Here is a 25406-nt window from a genome sequence, read left to right as displayed (position 1 = left end):
ATAGATTGGCGGGTGGCGTAAAAATGCATCCCGGTTTGCCCTCGAAAACCTGCGACAGACGGCCCGACCCATGGCATAAGGCCCCGAAAAACTATCTTCGGGCCTCGCGTAACTATGATTCGTATCGAAAATATCAGTAAGCAGAACAGTCATCGCATCCTCTTCATCGAGGCATCCGCTGCCCTCAACAGGGGCGAGAGCGTCGGGCTTGTCGGTCCGAACGGCGCCGGCAAGACGACGCTGTTCCGGATGATTACCGGCCAGGAGCTACCCGACGAAGGACAGGTTTCCGTCGACAAGGGCGTCACAATCGGCTACTTCAATCAGGATGTCGGCGAGATGGAGGGCCGTAGCGCCGTCTCCGAAGTGATGGAAGGCGCAGGCCCTGTGAGCGCCGTTGCCGCCGAACTTCGCGAACTCGAAGCAGCGATGAGCGATCCGGACCAGGCCGACAGGATGGATGAGATCATCGAGCGCTATGGCGAGGTGCAGGCGCGCTATGAAGAGCTGGACGGCTATGCCCTCGAAGGCCGCGCCCGCGAAGTGCTTGATGGCCTGAGCTTCAGCCAGGAGATGATGGACGGCGATGTCGGCGCGCTGTCGGGCGGTTGGAAAATGCGCGTCGCACTGGCGCGAATCCTCTTGATGCGGCCCGATGTCATGCTGCTCGACGAGCCGAGCAACCACCTCGATCTCGAAAGCCTGATCTGGCTCGAATCCTTCCTGAAGGGCTATGAAGGCGCGCTGCTCATGACCTCGCATGACCGCGAGTTCATGAACCGCATCGTCACCAAGATCATCGAAATCGATGCGGGCAACCTGACCAGCTATTCGGGTGACTATGAATTCTACGAGCAGCAGCGCGCCCAGAACGAAAAACAGCAGCAGGCGCAGTTCGAGCGACAGCAGGCGATGCTCGCCAAGGAGATCAAGTTCATCGAACGCTTCAAGGCGCGCGCCTCGCATGCTTCGCAGGTGCAGAGCCGCGTGAAAAAGCTGGAAAAGATCGATCGCGTCGAGCCGCCGAAGCGCCGCCAGACGGTTGCCTTCGAATTCCAGCCGGCGCCGCGCTCGGGCGAAGATGTGGCCGTGCTGAAGAACGTCCACAAGAAGTACGGCAGCCGCACCATCTATGAAGGGCTTGATTTCATGGTACGCCGCCGCGAGCGCTGGTGCATCATGGGCATCAACGGCGCCGGCAAATCCACCCTGCTCAAGCTGGTGGCAGGCGCGGCAGAGCCGGATGAAGGCAGCGTGGCGCTCGGCGCCAGCGTCAAGTTGGGCTACTTCGCTCAGCATGCCATGGACCTGCTGGATGGAGAGCGCACGGTATTTCAGCAGCTCGAACATGACTTTCCGCAGGCCGGTCAAGGCTCTCTGCGGGCGCTCGCCGGCTGCTTCGGCTTCTCCGGCGACGATATCGAAAAGAAATGCCGCGTGCTGTCGGGCGGCGAGAAGGCGCGGCTCGTCATGGCGATCATGCTCTTCGATCCGCCGAACCTTTTGGTGCTGGACGAGCCGACCAACCATCTGGATCTCGACACCAAGGAAATGCTCATCCAGGCGCTGTCGCAATATGAGGGCACGATGCTGTTCGTTTCGCACGACCGGCATTTCCTGGCCGCACTCTCCAATCGCGTTCTGGAGCTGACGCCGGAAGGCATCCACCAATATCCCGGCGGCTACACGGAATATGTCGAGCGCACCGGCTACGAGGCACCTGGCCTCAGAAGCTGATGCTCGCCAAATCGGCGCTATTGCGTATTCACTGACGGTGCGGCACCGGCATTGATGACGGCGACGGGCGCCGTCCTGCCGCGCACGCGGATTTCGATGCGGCGCCGTGCCTCGACGGCGCCGCGCTGACCCGAAGTGACGGTATCGCCGGGCAGGATCAATTGCGCGGCCGACATCGGCAGAATGGTCGCATCCTTCAGCTTCGGATTGGCCTTGAGCACATTGGCGACGGCAATGGCGCGGGCAAGGCCGAGCCCGGCATTGTCGGCCGGCAGCAGGGCCGACACCGGCAATTTGCCGTCCATCGCGCTGATGATCGTATCGTCGAGATTGGATTTCTCCCGCGCCACCGGCTGCTCGTCCGTATGGCCGATCACCTCGACGATATTGGCGCCGTAGAGGCTCAGGTTGCTGGCGATTTCATCCGTAATCGTCGTGCTGAGAAGCTGAGCGAAAGTGCCCGTAAGCTCGGCGCTTCCCGATTGGAAATAGTTCTTCTTGGCGTCGTCGAGATTGATGATGGGCGGCCAATCGTGCATGCCCTTCCCGCCGCCGTTGCCAGCCAGAAGCTTATTGACCGCATCGGGTGCCGTCGCGAGCGAGACGCCATGTTCCTTCAGAACGGCCGCGACCTTGGACAGCGATTGCAGATCGGCCGGTGTCGCACCCTGATCCGTTACGCTGTCCAGCGTCTCTTTCGCCAGCACCAGCTCTCGCCATTGCTTGTCCACCATGGCCTTGTCAGCGGCGGAGAGATCGCCGGAGACGACCTTGGACTGGAGAAGCACGATCTCGGCCGCCTGCTCCGCCCTTTTCTTCTCCAGCAATGCGACCTGCTCTTCGGCCTTCTCAAGCTTGCGCTCGGCTTCGTAGCGTTTGCTTCTCTCGGCCGAAATCAAGGCGGCGGCGACGAGCAGCAGGCAGAAGACCAGAAGCAGCATGGATTCGGCCATCGTCAGGCCGAGGATCAGGCCGCGGTTGTAGCCCTTGTGCTCCAGTTTCGGCGTGCTGTCCAAACCCCCTGCTACCATAGACGCCACCAGCGCTTTCGCGGCACGGTCTTGGGTTCCGCTGCGATATCGCCCTCGGCCTGCGGTTTCGGCGCCGGCGCCTGCCCCATCGCCTCCGCCATGCGGCTGAGCGCCAGCTCGATGTTGCGCAGCGGCTGCAATTGGGCTTCCGACATATCCTTAATGGCGGCGATCGCCGGCGCCAGCTCCGCGCGCACCACATCTTCCGGCGAGCGTATCTCCTCCAGCTTCTTGCCGACATTCTCGACCGCAGCGCCGAAGGTGCTGATGATCTGCGAAAGCTGCGATGTCGTCGTCGTCAGCTGGGCGGCCGCGTCGTTGATCGGCGTCACCGCCTGCTTTGCGAGCATTTCCAGGATCCTGTTGATTTCCTGGCCGTTGCGCTCGGCCTGCCGCGCGATCTCCTCGAACCCTTCCGACAGCATCTGATTGCTGACGCGCCGGTAATGCGAAAACTCGCGTGACGAGGAGTCGAGTTCGGTGCGCACGCGCCGCGTCATTTCCGCAAGCTCGTGACGCACACTGCGCTCGATGTCGATCGGATCGCGCCGCATCTGGTTGAAGAGGATACGCAGCGTCACGCCGGCAATGGTCGAGGTGACGGCGATACCGAAATTGCGGACAATTGTCTCGATCGATGTTTCGCCGGCAAAAAGATAGAGCGATACGCCGAGGCTCGAGAGGGTGAAGAGAAAACCCATGTAGTAGAGGTTGTCGCCCGCCTGCTCGTTGTGCAGCCGAAAGCCGGCGAAGGCCAGCGACACGATGAAGTAGATCGCCATCAGCAAGAGCGGTATGCCCGTCACGATGGGCAGCGACCAGCCCATGAGCTTCGACGACCAGATGAAGATCATGCCCCCGACGGTGATGAAGGCGAAAAGCATCATCGGACCGTAATCCCGGACGAGATATCTGGCGTCGCTATTAGCCATCAGCGTATCCCCTCCAACCGCACGAAGCCGTCGAAATCACCTTTGTTGTTCTTGATCCATTGCGCCCAGAAGTTCGCCAGATCCTCCATGCTGAACTTCATGTTCGGCCTTTGAAAGGCAAGAATCCTGACCATGACACCATCCAGCGAGGTGCGGAAACGGTCGTTTGCGGAGCTGTGCTGATACTTCTGATAGGAAATGCCGTCGCGGTAGTTCGAAAAGGCGGCGGTGTGCTCGATCATGTCGGAGGCGATGTAGAGGCGCTTCGGGATGCCGGCCGGCGCATTGGCAAAGACTTCCAGATTGATCTTCTGGATGGCGGCCATGATCGGCGACAGCCTGCCCGATTCGCCTTCGGTCAGCTTGCCGGCGATATCGGCAATCGGCTTCTGGAAGCCCTTCTCCCACCGCGCCTGCGCCAGGCGCGGATTGCTGGTCCATTCGTCGACGTTTGCGCCGCTTCCCGGATTGCAGCCGTGGAAGGTCTGGATCAGTTCGCCCTCCTTCTCGGTGAGCGCATAGATGTCGATCGCGCCGCCGATCGGCACGTCCGCGACGATCTTCTGGAACTGGTTGCGCAGATCGAGCGCTGTCGTGTCTGATATCGGATCGGTGACATCGAGGAGGATAGCCGTTTCCGCCTTCGGGCCATCCATCGGGCAGAGCGACGCCTGGTCGACGGCGACGTTTCCGCTCGCCTTGTAGCGCAGCCAGCCATAGGCGCCGACGATCCCGAGAGACAGGACGGCGAGACAAACCGTTGCGATGATGAGACCGGCGGACCCGCCGCGCCGACTACGCCGCTTGCGTCGCGCCAAGGATGCTCTCCGGGAAAAGATTATCGAGCTGATGATATTTCTCGATGGCTCGCTCGAATTCGTCGCCGATCCGCTTGATCTGCTCCGATAATTCCGCCTGGGCGCTCTGGATGCGCGCGCCGAGCACCTTATCGTCCCATTCCTCTTCGATGCGGATGACAGGCGTCAGTCGCTCCATCTTGTAAGCGGTCTGGAAGTAGGATGGCTCCGGCTCGGTGCGCACCGCCCGGTTGGCGTCGCGATAGGAGGTGAGCAGCACGTTGGCAGCACGCTCGAGATGGTTCTGGTGTTCGGCAAAAAGGCCTGCGGTCCTCGCACGATGGGCGATGATGGCAGCCGTTTCCTGCCGGCGCAGCGAGAGGTCGCGGATGATCTCCTCGATCTTGCCGTTGTGCTCGTCGCGGATCTCGCGCAGGTCCTCGATGAGATCGAGCTTGCGATCGATATAATTGTCTCGCGCCGCATCGAGACGCTTCTGCACGCCGGCAAAGCCGGGATAGGGATCGGTCAGATAGCAGCCGTCGATGAAGGCGACGAGCGAGAACATCAGGCCGATGGCAAAGAGCATCCAGGAATTCAGCTCCTGCAGCCCGAGCGGCGCCGCCTTCAGGCGCTGGATCACCTCGGCACCCGCCCCGCTCAAGATCGTTGCGGAGACCTCGCGATAATGCGCCAGCGCGATGTTGATGCCCAAAGCCACGGCGACATAGGCGACAAGCCCAAGAAGACCGAGCAGCTTCAGCGCAAAGGACCGGTGCACCAGGAACCGCACACAAAAGAAGGAAAACATCAGCGCCGTGCCGATGTTCAGGAAGGCGAAAGCGGCCGCCTCCGTCACGCCCCCAACGATGCCCTGCTCGCTGCCCTTGGCGAGAAAACTGCCGTTCATCACCATTTCGATGAGCACGAGGAAGACGATCAGCGAGACCTTGAAGCCCCAGGCGGCCCTGCTGGAAACCTTGGCGGCTCGCTGCAGCTTGTGCCTGGCCTTGAAATCCACCATCTCGTCCTCGGCGGTTTTCAGCTTGCGGCGCAGGCCATGCAGCTCGTCGACGCCGCTTGCTACTTCGGCCTTGAAATCCGAGACGCTTGAAGCGTTTGCCTGGCGGATCAGGCCGAACTGGCCTTCGAAATCAAGATTGCGCAGGCGGCTGTCGAAGGTCTGGAACTGGTCTTCGAGGATCTGATAGGAGCTTTTCTTCTCCGCCTCGACCCAGGCGACGATGCGCTGTTCCGTCTCGTCATGCGACTGCGCATCCGGCGGCGGCCGGTTCTGACGCCCGGCAGCGGCACCCTTTTCCTTCAGGTCCAGGGTCGCGGTCAGCTTTTCGATATCGACGACGGGAAAAACATCCGTCGAGGCACGGAAATCATGGCTGGTCTCCCGAACGCTATCCCAGAGACGGTTGAGGGCTTCGAAACGCAACGATCTTCCCCGGCGAATTCATCAACTTAGAAAGGACAATTGAGAAATCGATATCGCACCGGTTGTCCACGGTCCAGAGCAATGTGGCAGAGGTTAGGATGCGATTGTGGTAAAGACTAGCCCAAGCCCGTGCCGAACGAAAAAGCCTGTTATTCAAGCCGCACAATCATGGTGAGATTGCGAGAGACCTGCAGTGCGCCGAAAAGCCCGGTGATTTTTCGATTCCAATTGCCGGCAATCTGATAAACCACTCGCCAAATTATGATCCCGCCATATCTTGGCGGAGTATGCGGCTTCCTTCGGAGCATCAAGTCATGACACCCTTCCGCTTCAAGAACATCTGTGTCTGTGGCGCCGGCGCCCTCGGCGGCGCAATCGCGGCCAAGCTCGCCTCCTCCGACGAGAGCCAGACCAAGATTTCCGTCGTGGCACGTGGAGCCCATCTGGAGGCCATTCGCGCTGGCGGCATAAGCCTATGGGAAGCGGATACGGAGAGCCCCCTCGTTACGCAGATGACGGCAACTTCCGATGCAGGCGAGCTGCCACCGCAGGATCTCATAATCACCGGCCTGAAAGGTCATCAGCTTGGCGCAGCTGCTCCAGGCATTGCGAAACTGCTGCATTCCGGCACGCGCGTCGTCATGATCCTCAACGGCGTCCCATGGTGGTATTTTCACCGGGATCGTCAAAGCGGGTACGCGGAACGCCAGATAGAAGAACTTGATCCGAACGGTGATCTCTGGCGCCTGATCGGACCGGAACGCGTCATCGGCTGTGTCGCCTATCAGAGCGCGGAGGTCGTTGCACCCGGCGAGATCAGGCTCAGCAATAGCGGGCGCTTTATCCTTGGCGAGCCTTCCGGCGAAACGACGGCCGATATCGAAGCTATTGCGGCGCTATTGCAGCAAGCTGACATCAACGTCTCCATTTCCCCGCGCATCCGTGACGATATCTGGAACAAGCTGATGGGCAATGCAGCCTTCAATCCGATCAGTGCGCTGACGCGCGGATTGATGTCCGATATCATGGAGGACCCGGCGCTGGCCGCCATGGTCGGCCAGGTGATGAGCGAGGTGAAAGCGGTCGCCGAAGCATTGGGATCGCAAATCACCATGTCGATTGAGGAGCGTCTTGAGCGTTCCCGGCAGATTGGACCCGTGCGGACCTCGATGCTGCAGGATCTGCTTGCCGGTAAGGCACTGGAAATAACGCCCCTGGTCGGCGTCATCGTCTCACTCGGGAAGCTCATCAACGTACCGACGCCGGTCTCGGCGACCATTCTGGCGCTGGTGACGCAACTCGACCGCAAGAACCAGCAGGCGATCGGCTAGGACGGCTACGGCGATCTCAAGCGGATTTTCGACCCTCCGGCAGCGGTTCACCAGCCTGCTACCGAAGGAAATCGGTGCTGGGCGCTTTGCCCCGCCCCGTCAAACCTGCACTGAATTTGCTCTTGGCCGGCCTTCGGCAGTATCTCGCCGAACGCTTCCTTAACCGTCCTCAGGTAAGCTTTCGGCCAGATATCCAAAGAGCAGAAAGCCATGTCGAAGCCTGCCTTCCGCTACAGCCACTACGATCTTAAGGAACAGCGCGCCGGAACGGTGATCGAAATTACACTTTCAGCCGTCGCCAATGTCAGGCTGATGAACAGTTCGAACTTCCAGCGCTTCACGGAAACCCTAAAGCATCAATTTCTTGGCGGTGTCGCCAAGAAATCGCCGATCCGGCTCACTATTCCCGAATCGGGCCACTGGCATCTCGTCGTCGATATGGAAGGCCATAACGGACTAGCTGAGTCGAGCGTGAAAATCGTCGACAATGCAACTGTTCCGCGAATGCAGAAGGCTCTGCAGGAAACCGCCGCTGGGCGGTGATACCGGATCCTAGCGTTCGCCGCGCTCCTTGCGCAGCTTCGCCCACCAATCCAGCCGCTTGCGGATCTCCCGCTCGAACCCACGCTCCGGCGGATCGTAGAAGGTCTGGCGGCCCATCTTTTCCGGGAAGTAATTCTGGCCCGAAAAGGCGTCCGGCTCGTCGTGATCGTAGCGATAGCCGTCACCATAGCCTTCGGTGCGCATCAGTTTCGTCGGCGCATTGAGGATGTGCTTCGGCGGCAGCAGCGAACCGTTCTGTTTGGCGGCCTGGGTCGCGGCCTTGAAAGCCGTATAGACGGCATTCGATTTCGGTGCGGTCGCGAGATAGACGCAGGCCTGCGCCAGCGCCAATTCCCCTTCCGGCGAGCCCAGATAATCATAGGCGTCCTTGGCGGCATTGCAGATGACGAGAGCCTGCGGATCGGCAAGCCCGATATCCTCCACCGCCATGCGCACCAGCCGACGTCCGAGATAGAGCGGATCTTCGCCGGCATCGAACATACGGGCGAGATAATAGAGCGCAGCATCCGGGTCGGAGCCGCGAACCGACTTATGCAGGGCCGAAATCAGATTGTAATGGCCATCCTGCGCCTTGTCATAGACCGGGGCGCGTCGCTGGACGATCTTGACCAGCATATCGGGATCGAAAAGCTCGTCCTTGCGTGCGGCTCGCCAGACTTCTTCCGCCAGCGTCAGTACCGAGCGGCCATCGCCATCGGCCATGCGGATCAGGCTGGCTCGGGCATCCTCCGTCAGCGGCAGCGGTTTGCCTTCCACCGTTTCGGCCCGCCGCAGCAGCTCTTCCAGGCTTTCCTCGTCATGCGAGCGGAACGTCAGGACACGCGCGCGGGAAAGAAGAGCGGCGTTGAGCTCGAAGGATGGATTTTCCGTGGTTGCGCCAACCAGAATGACGGTGCCGTCTTCCATGACAGGCAGGAAGCTATCCTGCTGGGCGCGATTGAAGCGATGGATCTCGTCGACGAACAGCAGGGTCTGGCGGCCATCCATGCGGCGCAGCCTTGCCGCCTCGAACACCTTCTTCAGATCGGCGACGCCGGAGAAGATCGCGGAAATCTGCTCGAAGGCGAGACCCGCCTCGCCCGAAAGCAGCCTTGCTACCGTCGTCTTGCCGGTTCCGGGCGGTCCCCAGAAGATCATCGATCCCAGCGAACCCGCCTCGATCATCCGGCGCAGCACGCCGTCCTCGCCGGTCAGATGTTCCTGGCCGGTGACTTCGGCCAATGTTTGCGGCCGCAGGCGATCGGCCAGAGGCCGCTTGTTGGCGACCTCTTCCGGTACCCGCGGTGCAAACAGATCATCGCTCATCGGAAGAATTGCCTGATACGCTGGCCGTCACGCTCGATCTCGACGCGCCAGAAGCTAGGATTGGAGGCAACGGCCTTCTGAAGGATTTCCGTCGTGTTGATCGCCACCCCGTTGATGGAAATGACGATATCACGAGCGGCAAATCCAAGCCGGTCGGCCGGCGAATTCGGTTTCAAGCTTTCGATGACCACGCCTGTGGAATCCGGCGGCATATGCAGATCGTCGGCAACGCGCGGCGAGAGATTGGCAACGGTCGCGCCGGAGAAGGGATTGTTGCCTTCGATCACCCGCTCGTCGCGCGGCGTGGATTCGGGCGCTGCGGCAAGTGTCATCGTGGCCTGATGCTCCTTGCCGTTATCGAGAACAGTCAATGAGACGGTCGCGCCAAGACCGGCCGTCGTCAGACGATATCCGAGCGCATCCGGATGCTCGATCGAGATATTGTTCAGCGCAGTGATCACTTCGCCGGGCTTCAGGCCGGCCTTGGCTGCTGGGCCGCCATCGACGACCTTGGTCACCAGCGCGCCGCGAACCTTGTCCAGCCCGAGCGCTTCGGCGACATCCGATGTCACCGGCTCGAAAGTAGCGCCGATATAGGGGCGCTCGAACGCCTTGTCGCCGCGGTCGGCGGCGGCGAGGAAGACCTTGACCAGATTGGCGGGAATGGCGAAGCCGATACCGTTGGAGCCGCCGCCCTGGGAGAAGATCGCCGTATTCAATCCGATCAGCTCGCCGGCCATGTTGACGAGCGCGCCCCCGGAATTGCCCGGATTGATCGAAGCATCGGTCTGAATGAAGAAGCCGACCTCGTTCTTCACCTGATTGCGGGCAAGCGCCGAGACGATACCGCTCGTCACCGTCTGGCCGACGCCGAAGGGATTGCCGATCGCGAGCACGAGATCGCCGACTTCGATGCCGTCGGAATTGCCGAGCGGCAGAACCGGGAAAGTCTCGCTCTTCGACTGGATCTTGAGGACGGCGAGATCGACGCGATCGTCCTTCAAAACCACCTTGCAGGGGAACTCGCGGCCGTCCGAGAGCGCGATCTTGATGTCGTCAGCGCCGTCAACGACGTGGTTGTTGGTGATGACGGTGCCATTCGCCTCCACGATGACGCCTGAGCCCAGCGACGATTGCTTCTCGGTACGATTCGGCATGCGCTGGCCGAAAAACTGCTCGAAGAAGGGATCGCCGGCAAAGGGGGACTGACGCTGAACCACACGCTCGGCATAGACGTTCACCACGGCGCCGGCCGTCTGCTTGACCAGCGGCGCGAAGGAAAGCTGCATCTGCGTCTGGCTCTGCGGCAGCGTCTTCGCCGTTTGAGCCTCAGCGGAAAGCGACATCGCCATGACGAGGGCAATCATCGAAACGGCAGCGCGCTCCAGGAGGACATGCATGGAAATTTCCCTTTTTAATGCTCTTTAAACAACGTTGTAGCGTCCGACGCTAGAAAGAAAAGAGGGCGGAACCATGAAGTATAAATGGAAGTTGGCGGCGATAAAAAACAGGCTCGCCGAACAAAAACATGCTGTGATGCATTTCGCGTTTGGAATCGTCAAAGGGAGCCACATATGCGATCGATCCATCTTGCCGCCGCCACTTTCCTCGTCTCGCTAGGAATGGCCGGTGCCTCGCACGCCGCCAGCTTCGATTGCGAGGCACAGAACCTGAAGCCGGACGAGAAAACGATCTGCGATGTGCGGGCTCTCAACGATGCCGACGTGAGGATGGTGACAACCTTCGACCTGCTTTCCGGGCTTCTCGCCATGGGTGCGCGCGGCACGATGCAGGACCAGCAGACCGAATGGCTGAAGAAGCGGCAGGCCTGCGGCGCCGATGTTGCGTGCCTGACCTCATCCTATCAGGAGCGGCAAAAAGAGCTGAACGACGCCTACAAGCAGATCAATCGGCCGCTGTAAGAAGTGCCGCGAATGCGAAAGCCGTATCTCGCCCGCCAAGGGCGAGATACGGCTCACAGCTTCTCCCCGCGCTTCGATGAACTCAGGACGGGCGAAGGGGCTTGTTATTTTCCACCCAGATCGCGAACGGCACCGCGGTCCGCACTGGTCGCAAAAGCGGCATAGGCCTTCAAGGCCGTAGTGACGTTGCGCTTGCGCACTTCGGCCGGATGCCAACCCCTAACGTTCTGGGCTTCGCGGCGAGCGGCAAGCTCCTTGTCATCGACGCGTAGGCTGATGGTGCGGTTCGGAATGTCGATGTCGATCATGTCGCCTTCGCGCACCAGGCCGATCGTACCGCCATTGGCTGCTTCCGGAGAAACGTGACCGATCGACAGGCCCGAGGTGCCGCCGGAGAAGCGGCCGTCGGTGATCAGCGCGCAGGCCTTGCCGAGGCCCTTCGACTTCAGATAGCTCGTCGGATACAGCATTTCCTGCATGCCCGGGCCGCCCTTCGGGCCTTCGTAGCGGATGACGACGACGTCGCCGGCCTTGATCTCGTTGCTGAGGATCGCCTTGACGGATGCGTCCTGGCTTTCAAAGACCCTTGCCGGGCCGGAGAATTTCAGGATCGATTCATCTACGCCGGCCGTTTTCACGATGCAGCCATCGAGCGCCAGATTGCCCTTGAGGACGGCAAGGCCGCCATCCTTGGAGAAGGGATGCTCGACGGAGCGGATGACGCCGTTTTCGCGGTCGGTATCGAGTTCTTCCCAGCGGGCATTCTGGCTGAAGGCAACCTGGGTCGGAATGCCGCCCGGAGCCGCGCGGAAGAATTCGCGCACGCTTTCGCTGTTGGTGCGGGTGATGTCCCAGCGGTCGATGGCGTCGCCGATGGTTTCGGAATGCACGGTCGGGCAATCGCGGTTGATGAGACCGCCCTTGTCGAGCTCGCCGAGGATCGACATGATGCCGCCGGCGCGGTGTACGTCTTCCATGTGTACGTCGCTCTTGGCCGGCGCGACCTTAGAGAGGCACGGCACGCGGCGCGACAGCGCGTCGATGTCGGCCATGGTGAAATCGACTTCGCCTTCATGCGCGGCTGCCAGGATGTGCAGAACCGTGTTGGTCGAGCCGCCCATGGCGATGTCGAGCGCCATGGCATTCTCGAACGCCTGCTTGGAAGCGACCGAACGCGGCAGGATGGAGGAATCCTCCTGCTCGTAATAACGGCGGGCGAGATCGACGATCAGATGACCGGCTTCGACGAAGAGGCGCTTGCGGTCGGCGTGGGTCGCGAGCGTCGAGCCGTTGCCCGGCAGCGACAGGCCGAGAGCTTCGGTCAGGCAATTCATGGAATTGGCGGTGAACATGCCCGAGCATGAGCCGCAAGTCGGACAGGCCGAGCGCTCGATGACCTGGACGTCTTCATCGCTGATCTTGTCGTCGGCGGCGGCAACCATGGCATCGACCAGATCGAGCGCATGCTTCTTGCCATGCAGCACGACCTTGCCGGCCTCCATCGGGCCGCCGGACACGAAGACTGCCGGGATGTTCAGGCGCAGCGCGGCCATGAGCATGCCGGGAGTGATCTTGTCGCAGTTGGAGATGCAGACCATGGCGTCGGCGCAATGGGCATTGACCATATATTCGACGCTGTCGGCGATCAGCTCGCGCGACGGCAGCGAATAGAGCATGCCGTCATGGCCCATGGCGATGCCGTCATCGACGGCGATGGTGTTAAACTCCTTGGCAACACCGCCGGCCGCCTCGATTTCCCGCGCGACCAGCTGGCCGAGATCCTTGAGGTGGACGTGACCGGGCACGAACTGGGTGAAGGAATTGACCACCGCAATGATTGGCTTGCCGAAATCGCTGTCCTTCATACCCGTCGCGCGCCAAAGGCCGCGCGCGCCGGCCATGTTGCGGCCGTGGGTGGTGGTTCTGGAACGATAAGCTGGCATGGTGTCTTCCTCGTCATCCTGGAATTTGTACGGCGCCGGGCATGGGCCAAAGGTTTCGGGCCAAAGGGGCGCCGGCAACTCCGCTTTTTGGAATTGTCCTAATCCAATCGTGCGATACTGTCACTATCAACTCAAGCGAATCCGGTACGCTGCCGGGCAAGAGCCGCATCCGGGCAAACAAGTCGCTCGACCAAAGTTGGGAACGAAACGGCCCGATCACAAGCGCACACAAAAAGTTGCTTTCACTTCCAAAGAAATGCCGGCCTAAGAGTGTAACAAAACCCGTGTCCGTTGCGTATCGCTCATATCGAAGCTGCTATCGCATAGAGGAATAGTTCCATGGCCGCCTATCGCCCGCCCAAAATCGCATCTTCCGAGATTACACCCCATTCCATTTATCTGAAGCGCCGCGAGTTCCTGACGGCCGCCGCGGCCGGCATCGGCATGGCGGCGATCGGCGGCAAGGCGGCGTTGGCCGAGGCGCTGACGGCGACCAAGAGCAATTATACGGTCAACGAGAAGCTGACGCCTATCAAGGACGTCACCACCTACAATAATTTCTACGAATTCGGCCTCGACAAGTCCGATCCGGCCAGCCTCTCCGGCAAGTTCAAGCCCCGTCCCTGGACCATCAAGGTCGACGGCATGGTCAACAAGCCCGGCACCTTCGATATCGACGCACTGATCAAAGAATTTCCGCCGGAAGAGCGCGTCTATCGCATGCGCTGCGTCGAAGCCTGGTCGATGGTCATTCCCTGGGACGGTTTCCAGCTCTCTGCCTTGCTCGACAAGGTGGAACCACAGGGCAGCGCCAAATATGTGGCCTTCGAGACCGTGGTGCGCCCGGAAGAGATGCCGGGGCAGTCCGGCCTCCTGCAATCCCTGAACTGGCCCTATGTCGAGGGACTGCGCCTGGATGAGGCGCGCAATCCGCTGACGCTGCTTGCCGTCGGCCTCTATGGCGAGACCCTGCCGAACCAGAATGGCGCGCCGATCCGGCTCGTCGTGCCGTGGAAATATGGCTTCAAGGGCATCAAGTCGATCGTGCGCATCACGCTGACAGACAAGCAGCCGCTGAATACCTGGCAGGCGACCAACAGCCAGGAATACGGCTTCTATGCCAACGTCAATCCGGCCGTCGATCATCCGCGATGGAGCCAGGCGACCGAGCGGCGCATTGGCGAAGGCGGCTTCTTCGGGTCCAACCGCCACCCCACCTTGCCCTTCAACGGCTACGCCGATCAGGTCGCCAGCCTCTATAGCGGCATGGATCTCAGGGTGAATTTCTGATGGCCCTCTCCTTCGCTCTTCCCAAGCGCTGGCAGTCCGCGTCCGTCTGGGCGCTCTATGTCGTCGGGTTTTTGCCGGCTGCGTGGGAATTCTATCTCGGGGCGACGGACCAGCTTGGCGCCGACGCGGTGAAGACGTTCGAACTCTTCCTGGGCCTGTGGGCGATCCGCTTCCTGCTGCTGACGCTTGCGGTCACGCCGCTTCGCGATCTCTTCGGCTGGAATTATCTGCGCTATCGCCGCGCGCTCGGCCTGCTCTGTTTCTATTACGCCCTGATGCATCTGACGGTCTATATGGTTCTCGACCAGGCGCTGGACGTGCAAGCCGTGATCGATGACGTGCTGAAGCGGCCGTTCATCATGTTCGGCATGGCGGGGCTCGTCATGCTGCTGGCGCTGGCCGTGACCTCGAACAATTTCTCGATCAAGCAGCTCGGCAAGAAATGGATCTGGCTGCATCGCCTCGTCTATATCATCGCCGCCTGCGGTGCCCTGCACTTCGCCCTGTCCACCAAGGTACTTTCGGTGGAGCAGTTCATCTATATCGGCCTGCTCATCGCAATGATTCTCTACAGATCCTATCGGCCGATCATGATGGAGAGACGCCGGGCGACGCGCAGACCTGCCGCGGCGTCGAGCTCCAGAGCGGCCTGAGGCGGCCGCCCCGCCTACCGAGCCATGATCATTCGGCAGCGCTGGCGATTTTCTCCTGGCCATGCTCCTGCACCTCGACGGTTGCCGTCAGGCCGGCGATCAGTTTCGTGCCGTCGGGAACCTTGTCGAGCGCGATGCGCACCGGTACGCGCTGCGCCAGGCGTACCCAACTGAAGGTCGGCGTGATGTTGGCTAGCAGGCCGCCGGAGGTTCGCTCGCGATCCTCGATGCCGTAAGCGATGCTTTCGACATGGCCGGTCAGCTTTTCCGTCTGGCCCATCAGATGGATATAAACCTCGTCGCCGACATGAATGCGCGGCAGTTTGGTTTCCTCGAAATAGCCTTCGACGCGGAGCGAATCTGTATCGATCAGCGCGACCTTCGCAGTGCCGGCAGAGACGTAATCGCCCGGACGCAGGCTGAGGTTCGAAATCGTGCCGTTGACGGTAGCGCGAACCTCGGAGCGGTCGAGATTGAGCTGGGCGAGTTCGCGATTGGCGGTTGCCTGACGAACGGCCGCTTCGTCCTGCTGGACGGTGGTCAGGGCCTGCTCCTTCTGCTGCAGGGAGGCGGCATCGCCGAGCCGCGCCTGCCGTGCGCTTTCACGCTGGGCCTGTTCGAGAGCCGCCTTGCTGCTTGCTAGGGCTGCGTCCGCCTGTTCGAGAGCGATGGCGAAACGATCGCGATCGACGCGGAAAAGGACATCGCCTTTCTTGACGGTCTGGTTGTCCTTGACAAGGACCTCGCTCACGAGACCCGAGACATCGGGCGCGATGCCGACGACATCGGCTCTCAGGCGCGCATCGCGTGTCCATGGTTCATCCATGTAGTGGCCCCAGAGCTGACGGCTGACATAGACCGCGGCAACGACGAAGATGAGTGTGACGGCCACACGGCCGATAAGTTTTAACGCGTTCATGTGAAGTACCAACGAGAGACTGAGGAGAAGGCGCCGAGCAGCAGGACGTAGAGCGCAAGATCGAAGAGACCGCGATGCCAGACCAGAGTGTAGACTCCGATCCACGCGAGCAGGCGCCGAAGGATGATGACGGCAAACAGGGGCGCGAGCATGAGAACGAGAAGGCGTGGGATATAGACGCCATAGAGATCGAATTCTGCGGGCATGATATTACTCGGCGGCGATAGGATGAGGTTGGGTTGTATCCGCTACGGGCGGCCGCCAGCTCGCCGGCGGTTCGGCATGCGGAAAGAGCGCGCGGCGAAGGCCGACAAGCGCATCGAGGCTGGCTCGAGCGGAATCTCGCTTTTCCTGCGCCACTGCTTCGAGGCTGTGGTCGATAGAGGCGCGCAGATCGTCGTCAGGATCGATCGCGCGCTTGGCCTTCAGCCGCGAGCGATAGAAATCCGACACGCCGATCAGGACTTCGCTGACCGATGCAGCGGCAGCCGGCTTCAGCTGCGCGCGCTCCTTCTGCAGCATCAGCACATTGAAGCCGAGACGGACATCGGCATAGCCATCGACCTTCTTCAGCTCCCGATCTTCGATCCCTGCGAGACGCGGCACGAGCTGACCAAGGCGATCCAGGATGCGGCCGGACAGGCGTTCGTGGTCGGCGCGGCGGATACCGGCTGCGGTTTCGGCCAGATCTCTCCAGCCGGCCCTCACCAATCGCCAGGCGGCAAGCTCGGAACCGAACGGGCGGGTAAGCAAAGTCCAGACCAAGGCGAAGCCCACACCGGCCAGAGCGGCGATTGCACTGTTGGTGAAGCTGGCGAAATCGGCGGTATAACGATCCTGCAGCGCGATGAAACTGGCTCCGTTTACCGCCAGCAGCATGCCGAGCATGTTGGTCTGCGGGCGCGTGATCAGCAGTCCCATCGCCAGAAAGGGCGGAGCAAAGACCAGCACGAGCATCTCGAAGCCGGAAATCGACGGCAACACGCCGAAGATATAGATGCCGGCGATGAGCAGGCTCACCGCAGTCCAGATGAACATGGTGGTGATGAAGGGTGCGGGACGATCGAGCGCGGCGAAAAACGAGCAGGCAACGGCCGCCATACTAACGAAGCCGGCGCCATCCTCCCATCCGGAATAGATCCAGAAGAAGCAGGCGACGGCAATCCCGGCGATGACGCTACCGGCGGAGAAGGCAAGCAGGGCGTAATCATAGTGCCTGCTGCGACCGACGACATTGCGGTAGCGGAATGCGGGGCGCCAGGTGCCGACCTGCTGTCCGGAGACGATCTGGGCGCGCAGCGTCAGGCAATCCTGCCACAAGTCGACAATTTCCTTGAGGCGAGCAAGAGCGCTCGACCGGACGAGATCGTCCCAACCGATGTCCAGATCGTTCTCCTGCAACTCCTCGATTTTCCGCGACAAGGTCTCGGCGGTCTCATCGGCCTTGCCGCGACCGCCCTGCCCGAGCCAATCGGCCACTTCATTCAGAACGGCAACCAATTCCTGCGGCAATGGCTTGCCACCGGCCTTCAAGGCGTGCAGGCGATCGGCAAGAGAGGAGAAGAGCGGCAGCAGCATCAGCAGGCGGCCGCGCAGCTCGCGCGAATGCCTCACGATGTCGCGGCTGCCGGCATCATAGCGCAGCTGGCTGATGACGAGATCCAGGCCGGAAACATCGGCGGCAAGCTTCTGTCGCTTCAAAGGTGTCGCGGGCGAAGCGCCCTCGCCGCGCAGGATCTCATCCGCCCAGGCGCCGGCGTCATCCAGCCAGGATCCTATGCGCTGGCCGAGAACGGTGCCGACGCTGCTCGGAAAGACGACGGCGCTAACCACGCTCGCGCAGACGATGCCGATAATAATCTCTTCGGAGCGGGCAAGCGCCACATCGAAAATGGTTTCGGGCGACCCGACGGTCGGCAGCGCGATCAGCGGCAATGTATAGCCCGCCAGCATGAAGACATAGCTGCGCGAGGTGCGGTCGAGCATCGAGATGAACAGCAAGGTGCCGGTCCACAGCGCGACGACGATGGAGAGTAATTCCGGTGCGTTGACGAAGAGCGGGATGAGGATCACCGACGCGGTGGCACCGATAAGCGTGCCGAGCGCCCGGTAAAGCCCCTTGGAGCTGGTTGCCCCGGCAAGAGGATTGGCGACCACATAAACTGCGGCCATTGCCCAATAGGGACGCGGCAGATCGAGCGACAAGGCGATGAACAGCGCCATGATCGCAGCGATGAAGGCTTTGACGGAAAATAGCCAATCGCGCCAGGATGGAATGCTCATGAGACCTTCTCCGGCTCCGGTTCGACGGCCTTGGATGCCTCAAATTCCTCGAAAGCCTTCAGGACGCGAACCGCAGCTTCGATATCCGCGGGCTCGACATTGGCAAGGATCTTGCCACGCAGCTCATCCAGTACGTCTTCCATGCGGGAAGCCAGCTTTTCGCCCTCGGGCGTCAGCCATAGGCCTTTCGCACGCCGATCCGTCGGGTCATCCTTGCGGATGACAAGATCCATGCTTTCGAGCTGATCGATCAGCCGAACCAGAGACGGACCTTCGATGCCGACACAGGTGGCAAGCACCACCTGCCGCACGCCTCCCCCTAAGCGGCCGATCCAAAGCAGCGGCGCGGCCACCGCCTCGGATATGCCATGGGAACTCAGCGCGAGATCGACAGCCCGGCGCCACTGGCGGCCGGTGGTCAGCAGATTGGCGGTGAATATGCGTTGTAGGGCGTTCAGCGATTTCATGAGTATTCTATTAGCACTAAACTAATTAGGATTCAAATTATTATCATCGAAAGCGCCATTCGAAATGGGCAATGCAGCTATGCGAATTTTGATGAGAAGCCCCACTTGTGGACCGGAAATCGCGGAATAATGAAGGTCTGGGGAATGCTCAATCGTGACCCGTTTTGGCCAGATAGGAACAGATTATCCTGACCAATTCCTGCTTCAGATCAGGCGAGTCCAAGGTGCCTTTCCGTGCACCATTATGGATGACACCTTCAACGACGCCGGACAGAATCTCCGCAAGAAGATCATCAGAAGGCATCCCATCGGCATGTCGATGCGCAGCGACAAAATCCCTGTAATAGAGCTGATAATCCGCCAGGAATGCATCGTGGGCCGACCGCGACCCCTCAAGCCCCGGTACCTCATCCAGCAGCACCCTATGCAGGTCCGGATTGACGCAATGTGCGTCGATCATTCCCTGGACAAGCGTTTCGACGCTCTGCTGCAACGGCAATCCACCTGTTGTCGCCTGCCGCAGGACCGCAAGCACATCGTCGAAATGACGGTGCCTTATGGCCTCGACCAAGGAGAGCTTGTCGGGGAAATACTGGTAGAGCGAACCGATACTGATACCGGCGACGGCCGCGACCGTATTCGTCGTGAAGCCGGCCCATCCTCGCTCCCCTAAAACGCGAGCGCCCGATACGACAATCGCATCGACCGTTGCCCGCGAACGCGCCTGGCTCGGCTCTTTTCGCATCGGAACGCGCGGCTTTTTAATGCGAGTAGACATGCGCCACCCATTCCATGAAAATGTGGACAGATTACTCGCATTTCATGGAATGACGAAAGGTGTTTCATCGTGAGCGAAATATCATTGCTGCAAACTCTGTTCCGCTATCAGGCCTGGGCGAATGGGGAATTGTTCGACGCTATCGGCCGCCTCGATCCTGCACATCACAACAAGGAACGCCATCTCTCCATACGCCTGATGAACCACTCGCTGGTCGTCGGCCGCATATTCGCGGCGCATCTCACCGGAAGGGAGCACGGCTACGCGGATGACAATACGCCGGAGACGCCGTCCCTGGCCGATCTTCGCGCGGCGCTAACAGCTTCAGATCAATGGTATCTGACCTATCTCGAAGCCGTCGATCCGGAGCTTCTGCCAGCTCCGGTACCGTTCGTCTTCACGGATGGCGACAAAGGCTGCATGACGCGCCAGGAGATGCTCCTTCATCTCGTCACGCATGGAGGCTACCACAGGGGCGAAATCGGCCGGCTGCTGGCGCAGCTTTCCATTACACCGCCCTGGGATACGCTTGCCGTTCATCTTCATCGCAGCGAACCCGCGCGCAGGCTGGCCGTGGCGGCTGAATGAGCCCCCGCCGTGGCAGTTATCGCCTTTCACAAGGGCCTGGGCTTCGATAGCGCGTGATCAAGCACCCGCGCAAGCGCGATACCGGCGGTATAGGCGACGATATTCCACGGCGAGAACACCCTGCCCAGCAACAAGGCTCCGGTGGCAGTCAATCGAAAGGCATCGAGATCAGGCGTGTGCCAAAGCCTGAAAAACTCTACGGCGACGGCGATAAAAAGCGCCGCCGCGGCAATCCTGAAACGCTCCTGCAGCACGAAGATCGCCGCCAGGAGCCAATAGACCATCGCTCCCCACAATAACGAGCCGCCATACTTGACGATCGCGAAAGGCAGATTGATCGCATAACCGTAGCGCCGCAACGCAAGACCGCTGGCGATGGTCACCAGCAACGCCACGAACAGAAGCAGTCTCCCGCGCATCAAGTTTCGCTGCATGTCCCACGACGCTCCCTATCCCTGACATGCCCGAGTCGGCTGCGACTCAGCCAAGCCGCTTCCTATACTCCAAAGCATTCAGGGAGATTGAAGGGCCGCTCCAGTAGCATACACGAGAAAAGGCCGGACGATCGCTCATCCGGCCTTTTATATTTATCCGAAGCTTAGCCTTAAGCGGCTGCGGCTTCTTCTTCGGCGGCAACGCGAGCCTTGTCGGCTGCGCCCTTGGCATTGACGTCGCGATCGACGAATTCGACCACTGCGAGAGCGGCATTGTCGCCCTGGCGGAAGCCGGCCTTCATGATGCGCAGGTAGCCGCCGTTGCGGGTGGCGTAGCGGGTTGCAATCGCGTCGAAGAGCTTCGAAACGACGGCTGCGTCGCGGATCTGCGAGATGGCCTGGCGGCGAGCGTGCAGGTCGCCGCGCTTACCGAGGGTTACCAGCTTCTCGACGATGGGACGAATTTCCTTCGCCTTCGGGAGCGTGGTAACGATCTGCTCATGGGTGATGAGCGAAGCCGCCATGTTGGCGAACATCGCCTTGCGGTGGCTAGCGGTTCTATTCAGCTTGCGGCCGGCTTTACCGTGGCGCATGGCTATTCTCCTTCACTTGCAGGCATCGTTCGCCTGCAGTTTGTTGGTTAGTATTGGTCTTCGTAACGCTTGGCGAGATCTTCGATGTTCTCGGGCGGCCATGCCGGCACTTCCATGCCGAGGTGCAGGCCCATGGAAGCGAGAACTTCCTTGATTTCGTTCAGCGACTTGCGACCAAAATTCGGCGTGCGGAGCATTTCTGCTTCGGTCTTCTGAATGAGGTCGCCGATGTAGACGATGTTGTCGTTCTTCAGGCAATTTGCCGAGCGAACGGACAGTTCCAGCTCGTCCACCTTCTTGAGGAGCGCCGGGTTGAAAGCGAGTTCGGTAACTGCTTCCTCTTCGGCTTCCTTCTGCGGCTCGTCGAAGTTGACGAACACGCCAAGCTGATCCTGAAGAATGCGAGCCGCGAAAGCGACGGCATCTTCACCGCTGATCGAACCGTCGGTTTCGATCGACATGCTCAGCTTGTCGTAGTCGAGAACCTGTCCTTCGCGGGTATTTTCAACCTTGTAGGACACCTTCTTGACCGGCGAATAGAGGCTATCGACCGGAATGAGGCCGATCGGAGCATCTTCCGCACGATTGCGCTCGGCGGGCACATAGCCCTTGCCGTTGTTGACGGTGAATTCCATGCGGATTTCGGCGCCCTCGTCGAGCGTGCATATGACATGCTCAGGGTTGAGGATTTCGATATCGCCGACCGTCTGGATGTCGCCAGCCGTTACAACGCCTGGGCCCTGCTTGCGGACGACCATGCGCTTGCTGTCATCGCCGTCCATCTTGATGGCGATTTCCTTGATGTTCAGCACGATGTCCGTCACGTCTTCCCGAACGCCCGGGATAGAGGAGAACTCATGCAGCACGCCGTCGATCTGCACGGCCGTTACGGCAGCACCGCGCAGAGAAGACAGCAGAACGCGACGCAGCGCGTTGCCGAGGGTGAGACCAAAGCCACGCTCCAGCGGTTCGGCCACGAGCGTTGCCTTGGTGCGGCCGCTCGAGGTGAACTCGACCTTGTTGGGCTTGATCAGTTCCTGCCAGTTTTTCTGAATCATGTTTTTGCCTTCCGTTCGTTGCCACCATCCAATCGTGGCAACCGAGCTTGAGTAACACCAAGTCGGGCGCATCTACCCCGGCCGGCGTCGTGAGTGGCGATGATCAGACGCGACGCTTCTTGCGCGGGCGGCAACCATTGTGCGGGATCGGGGTCACGTCGCAGATGGACGTGATCATGAAACCGGCAGCCTGGAGGGCGCGCAGAGCGGATTCACGACCGGAGCCCGGGCCGCAAACTTCAACTTCCAGCGACTTCATGCCGTGTTCCTGAGCCTTCTTGGCGCAGTCTTCGGCAGCGATCTGAGCAGCGAACGGGGTCGACTTGCGCGAACCCTTGAAGCCCTTGGCACCAGCGGACGACCAGGCAATCGCATTGCCCTGTGCGTCGGTGATGGTGATCATCGTGTTGTTGAAGGTCGAGTTGACGTGTGCGACGCCCGACGTGATATTCTTGCGCTCGCGACGGCGAACGCGGACGGCTTCCTTGGCCATGTTAGTCCTTTCTTGGATCTCTGCACCGCCGTAATCCCAGCGGCTACACCGAAGCGGCACCCATGGAGCACCGCTTCAAACTCAAAAGAGGCCGGCGGACCGCCAGCCTCCCAAATCCGGTTGCCCGGAAATTACTTCTTCTTACCAGCGATCGCCTTTGCCGGACCCTTGCGGGTACGAGCATTGGTGTGCGTGCGCTGGCCGCGAACCGGCAGACCGCGACGATGACGCAGGCCACGGTAGGAACCCAGGTCCATAAGACGCTTGATGTTCATCGCGGTTTCGCGACGCAGATCACCTTCGACCTGATAGTCACGGTCGATGGTTTCGCGGATCTGCAGAACTTCGGCATCCGTCAACTGGTTGACGCGACGCTCGGCCGGAATACCGACCTTCTCGCAGATTTCCTGTGCAAACTTCGGTCCGATCCCGTGAATGTAACGAAGCGCAATAACTACGCGCTTTGCAGTCGGGATGTTGACGCCAGCGATACGAGCCACGCCTGTTCTCCTTGCATTCCTTTTGCCTTGGCAAAGGGTCTTGTTATGCAGCCCGGGAGCTGCTTGTTCGATGTGTGTCCGCCACATGTCAAAACGACCGTGCTCGGACTTCCCGTTGGAAATCCGCGCCGATCGCATGGCATGTCGCGAGTTGGCGCGGTGTTTAGCGGAATCAGCGCAAAAAAGCAACCGCTCCGGCAAGTTTATTTTAGGCTATCTAAAGCTTAGCCAGGATAGCCTCTATGCTTTCGGTCACATGCTCGATATCGGCTATGCCGTCGATGCTCTGCAACTTGCCCTTGGCGTAGTAGTAACCAATGAGCGGCGAGGTCTCCTTGTAATAGACCTGGAGGCGGGTCGCCATGGTTTCGGCATTGTCGTCCGGACGGCGCTTGAAATGCGTTGAACCACATTTGTCGCAGACACCGGCGCTTGCCGGAACCTTGTCAGTGTCGTGATAGACGCTGCCGCAGTTCGAGCAGGAATAGCGGCCGGAGACGCGGCGAATCAGTTCAGCATCATCGACCTTCAACTCGATGACAACCGAGAGCTCGAGGCCCTTCGCATCGAGCATCTTTTCCGTTGCATCCGCCTGGACCAGCGTGCGCGGGAAACCGTCGAGGATGAAGCCCCTGGCGCAATCCGGCTGATCGATACGTTCCGAAACGATGGCGTTGACCACCTCATCCGGAACGAGCTTGCCGGCCTTCATCAGGGCTTCGGCGCGCTTGCCGACTTCCGTGCCGGCCTGCACGGCCGCGCGCAGCATATCGCCTGTGGAAAGCTGCGGAATGCCATGCTTTTCCACGATGCGCTGGGCCTGGGTCCCCTTACCTGCTCCCGGCGGCCCTAAAAGTATGAGTCTCATCGCCCCCTCTTTCCTCCACGCAACTTCGATTTCTTGATCAGGCCTTCATATTGCTGTGCGATCAGGTGACCCTGAATCTGCGCCACCGTATCCAGCGTTACGCTAACCACGATCAGAAGCGAAGTGCCACCCAGAGACAAGGGAATACCGGTCTGGGATACGAGAATTTCGGGCAGGATGCAGACGAAGACAAGATAGATCGCGCCGATGACCGTGATACGGGTCAGCACGTAATCGATATATTCGGCGGTGCGCTCACCCGGGCGGATGCCGGGAATGAAGCCGCCGTGCTTCTTCAGATTGTCGGCCGTATCCTTCGGATTGAAGACAAGAGCCGTGTAGAAGAAGGCGAAGAAAGCGATCAGGGCGCCGTAAAGCACCATATAGACCGGCTGGCCGTGGCCAAGGGCCGCGACGATCGAGGTCACCCAGGTCGGAAGCGCGGTGTTGTTGCCGAGGCCTGCGACGGTTGCCGGCAGCAGCAGCAGCGACGACGCGAAGATCGCCGGGATGACGCCCGAAGTATTGAGCTTCAGCGGCAGATGCGACGTATCGCCCTGGAACATGCGCGTGCCGACCTGACGCTTCGGATACTGGATCAGCAGGCGACGCTGGGCGCGCTCAACGAAGACGATGAGCGCGATGACCAGAATGGCGACGATCAGTACGGCAAGAATAAGCGGCGTGGACAGCGCGCCAGTACGACCAAGTTCAAGAGTACCGGCAAGCGCGGTCGGAAGACCTGCAGCGATACCGGCGAAGATGATCAGCGAAATGCCGTTGCCGATGCCGCGCGACGTCACCTGCTCGCCAAGCCACATCAGGAACATCGTGCCGCCGAGCAGGGTAATAACGGTCGAAATGCGGAAGAACCAACCCGGGTCTACGACGACGCCATTGCCATGCTCCAGGCCGATCGCAATGCCATAGGCCTGCAATGCGCCGAGCAGCACCGTGCCGTAGCGGGTGTACTGGTTGATGATCTTACGGCCCTGCTCGCCTTCCTTCTTCAGGTTTTCAAGCGACGGGACGACCGACGTCATCAGCTGAACGATGATGGAGGCCGAGATGTAGGGCATGATGCCGAGCGCGAAGATCGCCATGCGCTGCACGGCGCCGCCCGAGAACATGTTGAAGAGGCCGAGAATGCCGCCCGACTGATTCTGGAAAGCCTGGGCGTAAGCGGCAGGATTGAGGCCAGGAAGCGGAATGTGGGTGCCGAGCCGGTAGACGAGGAGAGCGCCGAGCGTAAACCACAGGCGCTTCTTGAGATCCTCAGCTTTGGCAAAGGTCGAAAAATTGAGATTGGACGCCAATTGTTCCGCTGCAGAAGCCATGCAAATCTCCGCATCACCAATTCCGGCATAGTCGGCCGAGTCCGGAATCAGTCTGTAAATTGTTCAAAAGCCGGGCTTCGGACGGATTGCGCTGCAATCGGGCGCCTCACCCTTGGTTCCCGTTATCGATCGGAAA

The 25406-nt window shown here is 60.4% G+C and carries 26 protein-coding genes; 7 read left to right on the top strand and 19 right to left on the bottom strand.

The features are described 5' to 3' along the window. The first annotated feature begins 114 nt into the window (after positions 1-114). A complete protein-coding gene (locus C7U61_RS08480; protein WP_106997643.1) occupies positions 115-1737 on the top strand; it encodes an ABC-F family ATP-binding cassette domain-containing protein in 1623 nt (540 codons plus the stop codon). Positions 1738-1754: 17 nt separating this feature from the next. Here the strand turns inward: C7U61_RS08480 and C7U61_RS08475 are convergent, their stop codons facing one another. From C7U61_RS08475 to C7U61_RS08460, 4 genes are read right to left on the bottom strand one after another with little or no spacing between them, the layout of a single operon-like run. Beyond that, the gene (locus C7U61_RS08475) at positions 1755-2768 is read right to left on the bottom strand and encodes an OmpA family protein (protein ID WP_106997642.1); all 1014 of its coding nucleotides are present in this window, start codon (positions 2766-2768) and stop codon (positions 1755-1757) included. After that, positions 2762-3700 (bottom strand): hypothetical protein, encoded by a 939-nt coding sequence (locus C7U61_RS08470; protein WP_106997641.1) that lies wholly within the window; start codon positions 3698-3700, stop codon positions 2762-2764. The genes C7U61_RS08475 and C7U61_RS08470 overlap by 7 nt, the downstream gene beginning before the upstream one ends. Then, a complete protein-coding gene (locus C7U61_RS08465; RefSeq protein WP_106997640.1) occupies positions 3700-4518 on the bottom strand; it encodes a hypothetical protein in 819 nt (272 codons plus the stop codon). Before C7U61_RS08465 ends, C7U61_RS08470 begins: the two co-directional genes overlap by 1 nt. Continuing rightward, positions 4496-5944 carry a hypothetical protein gene (locus tag C7U61_RS08460; protein WP_106997639.1) on the bottom strand — a complete coding sequence of 483 codons (1449 nt, stop codon included), beginning with the start codon at positions 5942-5944 and terminating at the stop codon, positions 4496-4498. The genes C7U61_RS08465 and C7U61_RS08460 overlap by 23 nt, the downstream gene beginning before the upstream one ends. Positions 5945-6258: 314 nt before the next feature. Between C7U61_RS08460 and C7U61_RS08455 the strand changes: the two genes are divergently transcribed. Continuing rightward, a complete protein-coding gene (locus C7U61_RS08455; protein WP_106997718.1) occupies positions 6259-7275 on the top strand; it encodes a 2-dehydropantoate 2-reductase in 1017 nt (338 codons plus the stop codon). 210 nt (positions 7276-7485) lie between these two features. After that, the gene (locus C7U61_RS08450) at positions 7486-7818 is read left to right on the top strand and encodes a DUF1883 domain-containing protein (RefSeq protein WP_106997638.1); all 333 of its coding nucleotides are present in this window, start codon (positions 7486-7488) and stop codon (positions 7816-7818) included. Positions 7819-7827: 9 nt separating this feature from the next. Here C7U61_RS08450 and C7U61_RS08445 read toward each other — a convergent pair whose 3' ends face one another. Further along, entirely contained in the window at positions 7828-9144 is a 1317-nt protein-coding gene (locus C7U61_RS08445) for a replication-associated recombination protein A (protein ID WP_106997637.1), read from the bottom strand. Continuing rightward, entirely contained in the window at positions 9141-10544 is a 1404-nt protein-coding gene (locus tag C7U61_RS08440) for a DegQ family serine endoprotease (RefSeq protein WP_106997636.1), read from the bottom strand. Before C7U61_RS08440 ends, C7U61_RS08445 begins: the two co-directional genes overlap by 4 nt. A gap of 222 nt (positions 10545-10766) precedes the next feature. Between C7U61_RS08440 and C7U61_RS08435 the strand changes: the two genes are divergently transcribed. Then, positions 10767-11066 (top strand): hypothetical protein, encoded by a 300-nt coding sequence (locus tag C7U61_RS08435; protein ID WP_244441467.1) that lies wholly within the window; start codon positions 10767-10769, stop codon positions 11064-11066. A gap of 104 nt (positions 11067-11170) precedes the next feature. On the opposite strand, the gene ilvD is transcribed toward C7U61_RS08435, so the two are convergent. Then, positions 11171-13009: a dihydroxy-acid dehydratase gene (gene ilvD, locus C7U61_RS08430; protein ID WP_106997635.1), complete on the bottom strand. Its 1839-nt coding sequence runs from the start codon at positions 13007-13009 to the stop codon at positions 11171-11173. 339 nt (positions 13010-13348) lie between these two features. Here ilvD and msrP point away from each other — a divergent pair, with 339 nt between their 5' ends. Next, positions 13349-14299: a protein-methionine-sulfoxide reductase catalytic subunit MsrP gene (gene msrP / locus C7U61_RS08425; protein WP_106997634.1), complete on the top strand. Its 951-nt coding sequence runs from the start codon at positions 13349-13351 to the stop codon at positions 14297-14299. Continuing rightward, positions 14296-14952 carry a protein-methionine-sulfoxide reductase heme-binding subunit MsrQ gene (gene msrQ / locus C7U61_RS08420; RefSeq protein ID WP_106997633.1) on the top strand — a complete coding sequence of 219 codons (657 nt, stop codon included), beginning with the start codon at positions 14296-14298 and terminating at the stop codon, positions 14950-14952. The genes msrP and msrQ overlap by 4 nt, the downstream gene beginning before the upstream one ends. Before the next feature lie 28 nt (positions 14953-14980). Here msrQ and C7U61_RS08415 read toward each other — a convergent pair whose 3' ends face one another. From C7U61_RS08415 to C7U61_RS08395, 5 genes are all read right to left on the bottom strand, one after another. After that, positions 14981-15871 (bottom strand): HlyD family secretion protein, encoded by an 891-nt coding sequence (locus C7U61_RS08415; RefSeq protein WP_106997632.1) that lies wholly within the window; start codon positions 15869-15871, stop codon positions 14981-14983. Then, positions 15868-16077 (bottom strand): DUF1656 domain-containing protein, encoded by a 210-nt coding sequence (locus C7U61_RS08410; RefSeq protein WP_106997631.1) that lies wholly within the window; start codon positions 16075-16077, stop codon positions 15868-15870. Before C7U61_RS08410 ends, C7U61_RS08415 begins: the two co-directional genes overlap by 4 nt. Positions 16078-16081: 4 nt before the next feature. Further along, the gene (locus C7U61_RS08405; RefSeq protein WP_106997630.1) at positions 16082-18154 is read right to left on the bottom strand and encodes an FUSC family protein; all 2073 of its coding nucleotides are present in this window, start codon (positions 18152-18154) and stop codon (positions 16082-16084) included. After that, positions 18151-18621, bottom strand: a complete 471-nt coding sequence (locus C7U61_RS08400; protein WP_106997629.1) for a MarR family transcriptional regulator — start codon at positions 18619-18621, stop codon at positions 18151-18153. The genes C7U61_RS08405 and C7U61_RS08400 overlap by 4 nt, the downstream gene beginning before the upstream one ends. Before the next feature lie 148 nt (positions 18622-18769). Continuing rightward, the gene (locus C7U61_RS08395; RefSeq protein WP_106997628.1) at positions 18770-19399 is read right to left on the bottom strand and encodes a TetR/AcrR family transcriptional regulator; all 630 of its coding nucleotides are present in this window, start codon (positions 19397-19399) and stop codon (positions 18770-18772) included. A 69-nt stretch (positions 19400-19468) separates the two neighbouring features. Between C7U61_RS08395 and C7U61_RS08390 the strand changes: the two genes are divergently transcribed. Beyond that, the gene (locus tag C7U61_RS08390; protein ID WP_106997627.1) at positions 19469-19987 is read left to right on the top strand and encodes a DinB family protein; all 519 of its coding nucleotides are present in this window, start codon (positions 19469-19471) and stop codon (positions 19985-19987) included. Positions 19988-20013: 26 nt separating this feature from the next. On the opposite strand, the gene C7U61_RS08385 is transcribed toward C7U61_RS08390, so the two are convergent. The 7 genes from C7U61_RS08385 to secY form a co-directional block, all read right to left on the bottom strand. Beyond that, the gene (locus C7U61_RS08385) at positions 20014-20421 is read right to left on the bottom strand and encodes a DUF2809 domain-containing protein (RefSeq protein ID WP_181315817.1); all 408 of its coding nucleotides are present in this window, start codon (positions 20419-20421) and stop codon (positions 20014-20016) included. 170 nt (positions 20422-20591) lie between these two features. Then, positions 20592-21014, bottom strand: coding sequence for a 50S ribosomal protein L17 (gene rplQ, locus C7U61_RS08380; protein WP_015339614.1), 423 nt, complete (start codon positions 21012-21014; stop codon positions 20592-20594). Between the two features lie 47 nt (positions 21015-21061). Continuing rightward, positions 21062-22072, bottom strand: a complete 1011-nt coding sequence (locus C7U61_RS08375) for a DNA-directed RNA polymerase subunit alpha (RefSeq protein ID WP_047634789.1) — start codon at positions 22070-22072, stop codon at positions 21062-21064. Positions 22073-22175: 103 nt separating this feature from the next. Then, on the bottom strand, positions 22176-22565 hold the full coding sequence (gene rpsK, locus C7U61_RS08370) for a 30S ribosomal protein S11 (protein ID WP_106997626.1): 390 nt from the start codon (positions 22563-22565) through the stop codon (positions 22176-22178). A gap of 131 nt (positions 22566-22696) precedes the next feature. Continuing rightward, on the bottom strand, positions 22697-23065 hold the full coding sequence (gene rpsM / locus C7U61_RS08365) for a 30S ribosomal protein S13 (protein ID WP_004118424.1): 369 nt from the start codon (positions 23063-23065) through the stop codon (positions 22697-22699). Between the two features lie 217 nt (positions 23066-23282). Beyond that, complete coding sequence (locus C7U61_RS08360; protein ID WP_106997625.1) at positions 23283-23933, bottom strand: adenylate kinase; 651 nt, start codon at positions 23931-23933, stop codon at positions 23283-23285. Further along, entirely contained in the window at positions 23930-25270 is a 1341-nt protein-coding gene (gene secY / locus C7U61_RS08355) for a preprotein translocase subunit SecY (protein WP_015339610.1), read from the bottom strand. The genes C7U61_RS08360 and secY overlap by 4 nt, the downstream gene beginning before the upstream one ends. Positions 25271-25406 lie beyond the last annotated feature (136 nt).

Origin of the sequence: Rhizobium sp. JAB6, from assembly GCF_003024605.1 — a bacterium.
In the GTDB taxonomy this organism is placed as follows: domain Bacteria; phylum Pseudomonadota; class Alphaproteobacteria; order Rhizobiales; family Rhizobiaceae; genus Rhizobium.
This window is presented reverse-complemented; position numbering and strand designations above follow the sequence as displayed.

Bases quoted from the DNA above. Each gene is read 5' to 3' on its own strand.
- C7U61_RS08480 (WP_106997643.1), top strand. From the start codon at position 115: ATGATTCGTATCGAAAATATCAGTAAGCAGAACAGTCATCGCATCCTC.
- C7U61_RS08475 (WP_106997642.1), bottom strand. From the start codon at position 2,768: ATGGTAGCAGGGGGTTTGGACAGCACGCCGAAACTGGAGCACAAGGGC.
- C7U61_RS08470 (WP_106997641.1), bottom strand. From the start codon at position 3,700: ATGGCTAATAGCGACGCCAGATATCTCGTCCGGGATTACGGTCCGATG.
- C7U61_RS08455 (WP_106997718.1), top strand. From the start codon at position 6,259: ATGACACCCTTCCGCTTCAAGAACATCTGTGTCTGTGGCGCCGGCGCC.
- C7U61_RS08450 (WP_106997638.1), top strand. From the start codon at position 7,486: ATGTCGAAGCCTGCCTTCCGCTACAGCCACTACGATCTTAAGGAACAG.
- C7U61_RS08445 (WP_106997637.1), bottom strand. From the start codon at position 9,144: ATGAGCGATGATCTGTTTGCACCGCGGGTACCGGAAGAGGTCGCCAAC.
- C7U61_RS08440 (WP_106997636.1), bottom strand. From the start codon at position 10,544: ATGCATGTCCTCCTGGAGCGCGCTGCCGTTTCGATGATTGCCCTCGTC.
- C7U61_RS08435 (WP_244441467.1), top strand. From the start codon at position 10,767: ATGGCCGGTGCCTCGCACGCCGCCAGCTTCGATTGCGAGGCACAGAAC.
- ilvD (WP_106997635.1), bottom strand. From the start codon at position 13,009: ATGCCAGCTTATCGTTCCAGAACCACCACCCACGGCCGCAACATGGCC.
- msrP (WP_106997634.1), top strand. From the start codon at position 13,349: ATGGCCGCCTATCGCCCGCCCAAAATCGCATCTTCCGAGATTACACCC.
- C7U61_RS08415 (WP_106997632.1), bottom strand. From the start codon at position 15,871: ATGAACGCGTTAAAACTTATCGGCCGTGTGGCCGTCACACTCATCTTC.
- C7U61_RS08410 (WP_106997631.1), bottom strand. From the start codon at position 16,077: ATGCCCGCAGAATTCGATCTCTATGGCGTCTATATCCCACGCCTTCTC.
- C7U61_RS08405 (WP_106997630.1), bottom strand. From the start codon at position 18,154: ATGAGCATTCCATCCTGGCGCGATTGGCTATTTTCCGTCAAAGCCTTC.
- C7U61_RS08400 (WP_106997629.1), bottom strand. From the start codon at position 18,621: ATGAAATCGCTGAACGCCCTACAACGCATATTCACCGCCAATCTGCTG.
- C7U61_RS08395 (WP_106997628.1), bottom strand. From the start codon at position 19,399: ATGTCTACTCGCATTAAAAAGCCGCGCGTTCCGATGCGAAAAGAGCCG.
- C7U61_RS08385 (WP_181315817.1), bottom strand. From the start codon at position 20,421: ATGCAGCGAAACTTGATGCGCGGGAGACTGCTTCTGTTCGTGGCGTTG.
- rplQ (WP_015339614.1), bottom strand. From the start codon at position 21,014: ATGCGCCACGGTAAAGCCGGCCGCAAGCTGAATAGAACCGCTAGCCAC.
- C7U61_RS08375 (WP_047634789.1), bottom strand. From the start codon at position 22,072: ATGATTCAGAAAAACTGGCAGGAACTGATCAAGCCCAACAAGGTCGAG.
- rpsK (WP_106997626.1), bottom strand. From the start codon at position 22,565: ATGGCCAAGGAAGCCGTCCGCGTTCGCCGTCGCGAGCGCAAGAATATC.
- C7U61_RS08360 (WP_106997625.1), bottom strand. From the start codon at position 23,933: ATGAGACTCATACTTTTAGGGCCGCCGGGAGCAGGTAAGGGGACCCAG.
- secY (WP_015339610.1), bottom strand. From the start codon at position 25,270: ATGGCTTCTGCAGCGGAACAATTGGCGTCCAATCTCAATTTTTCGACC.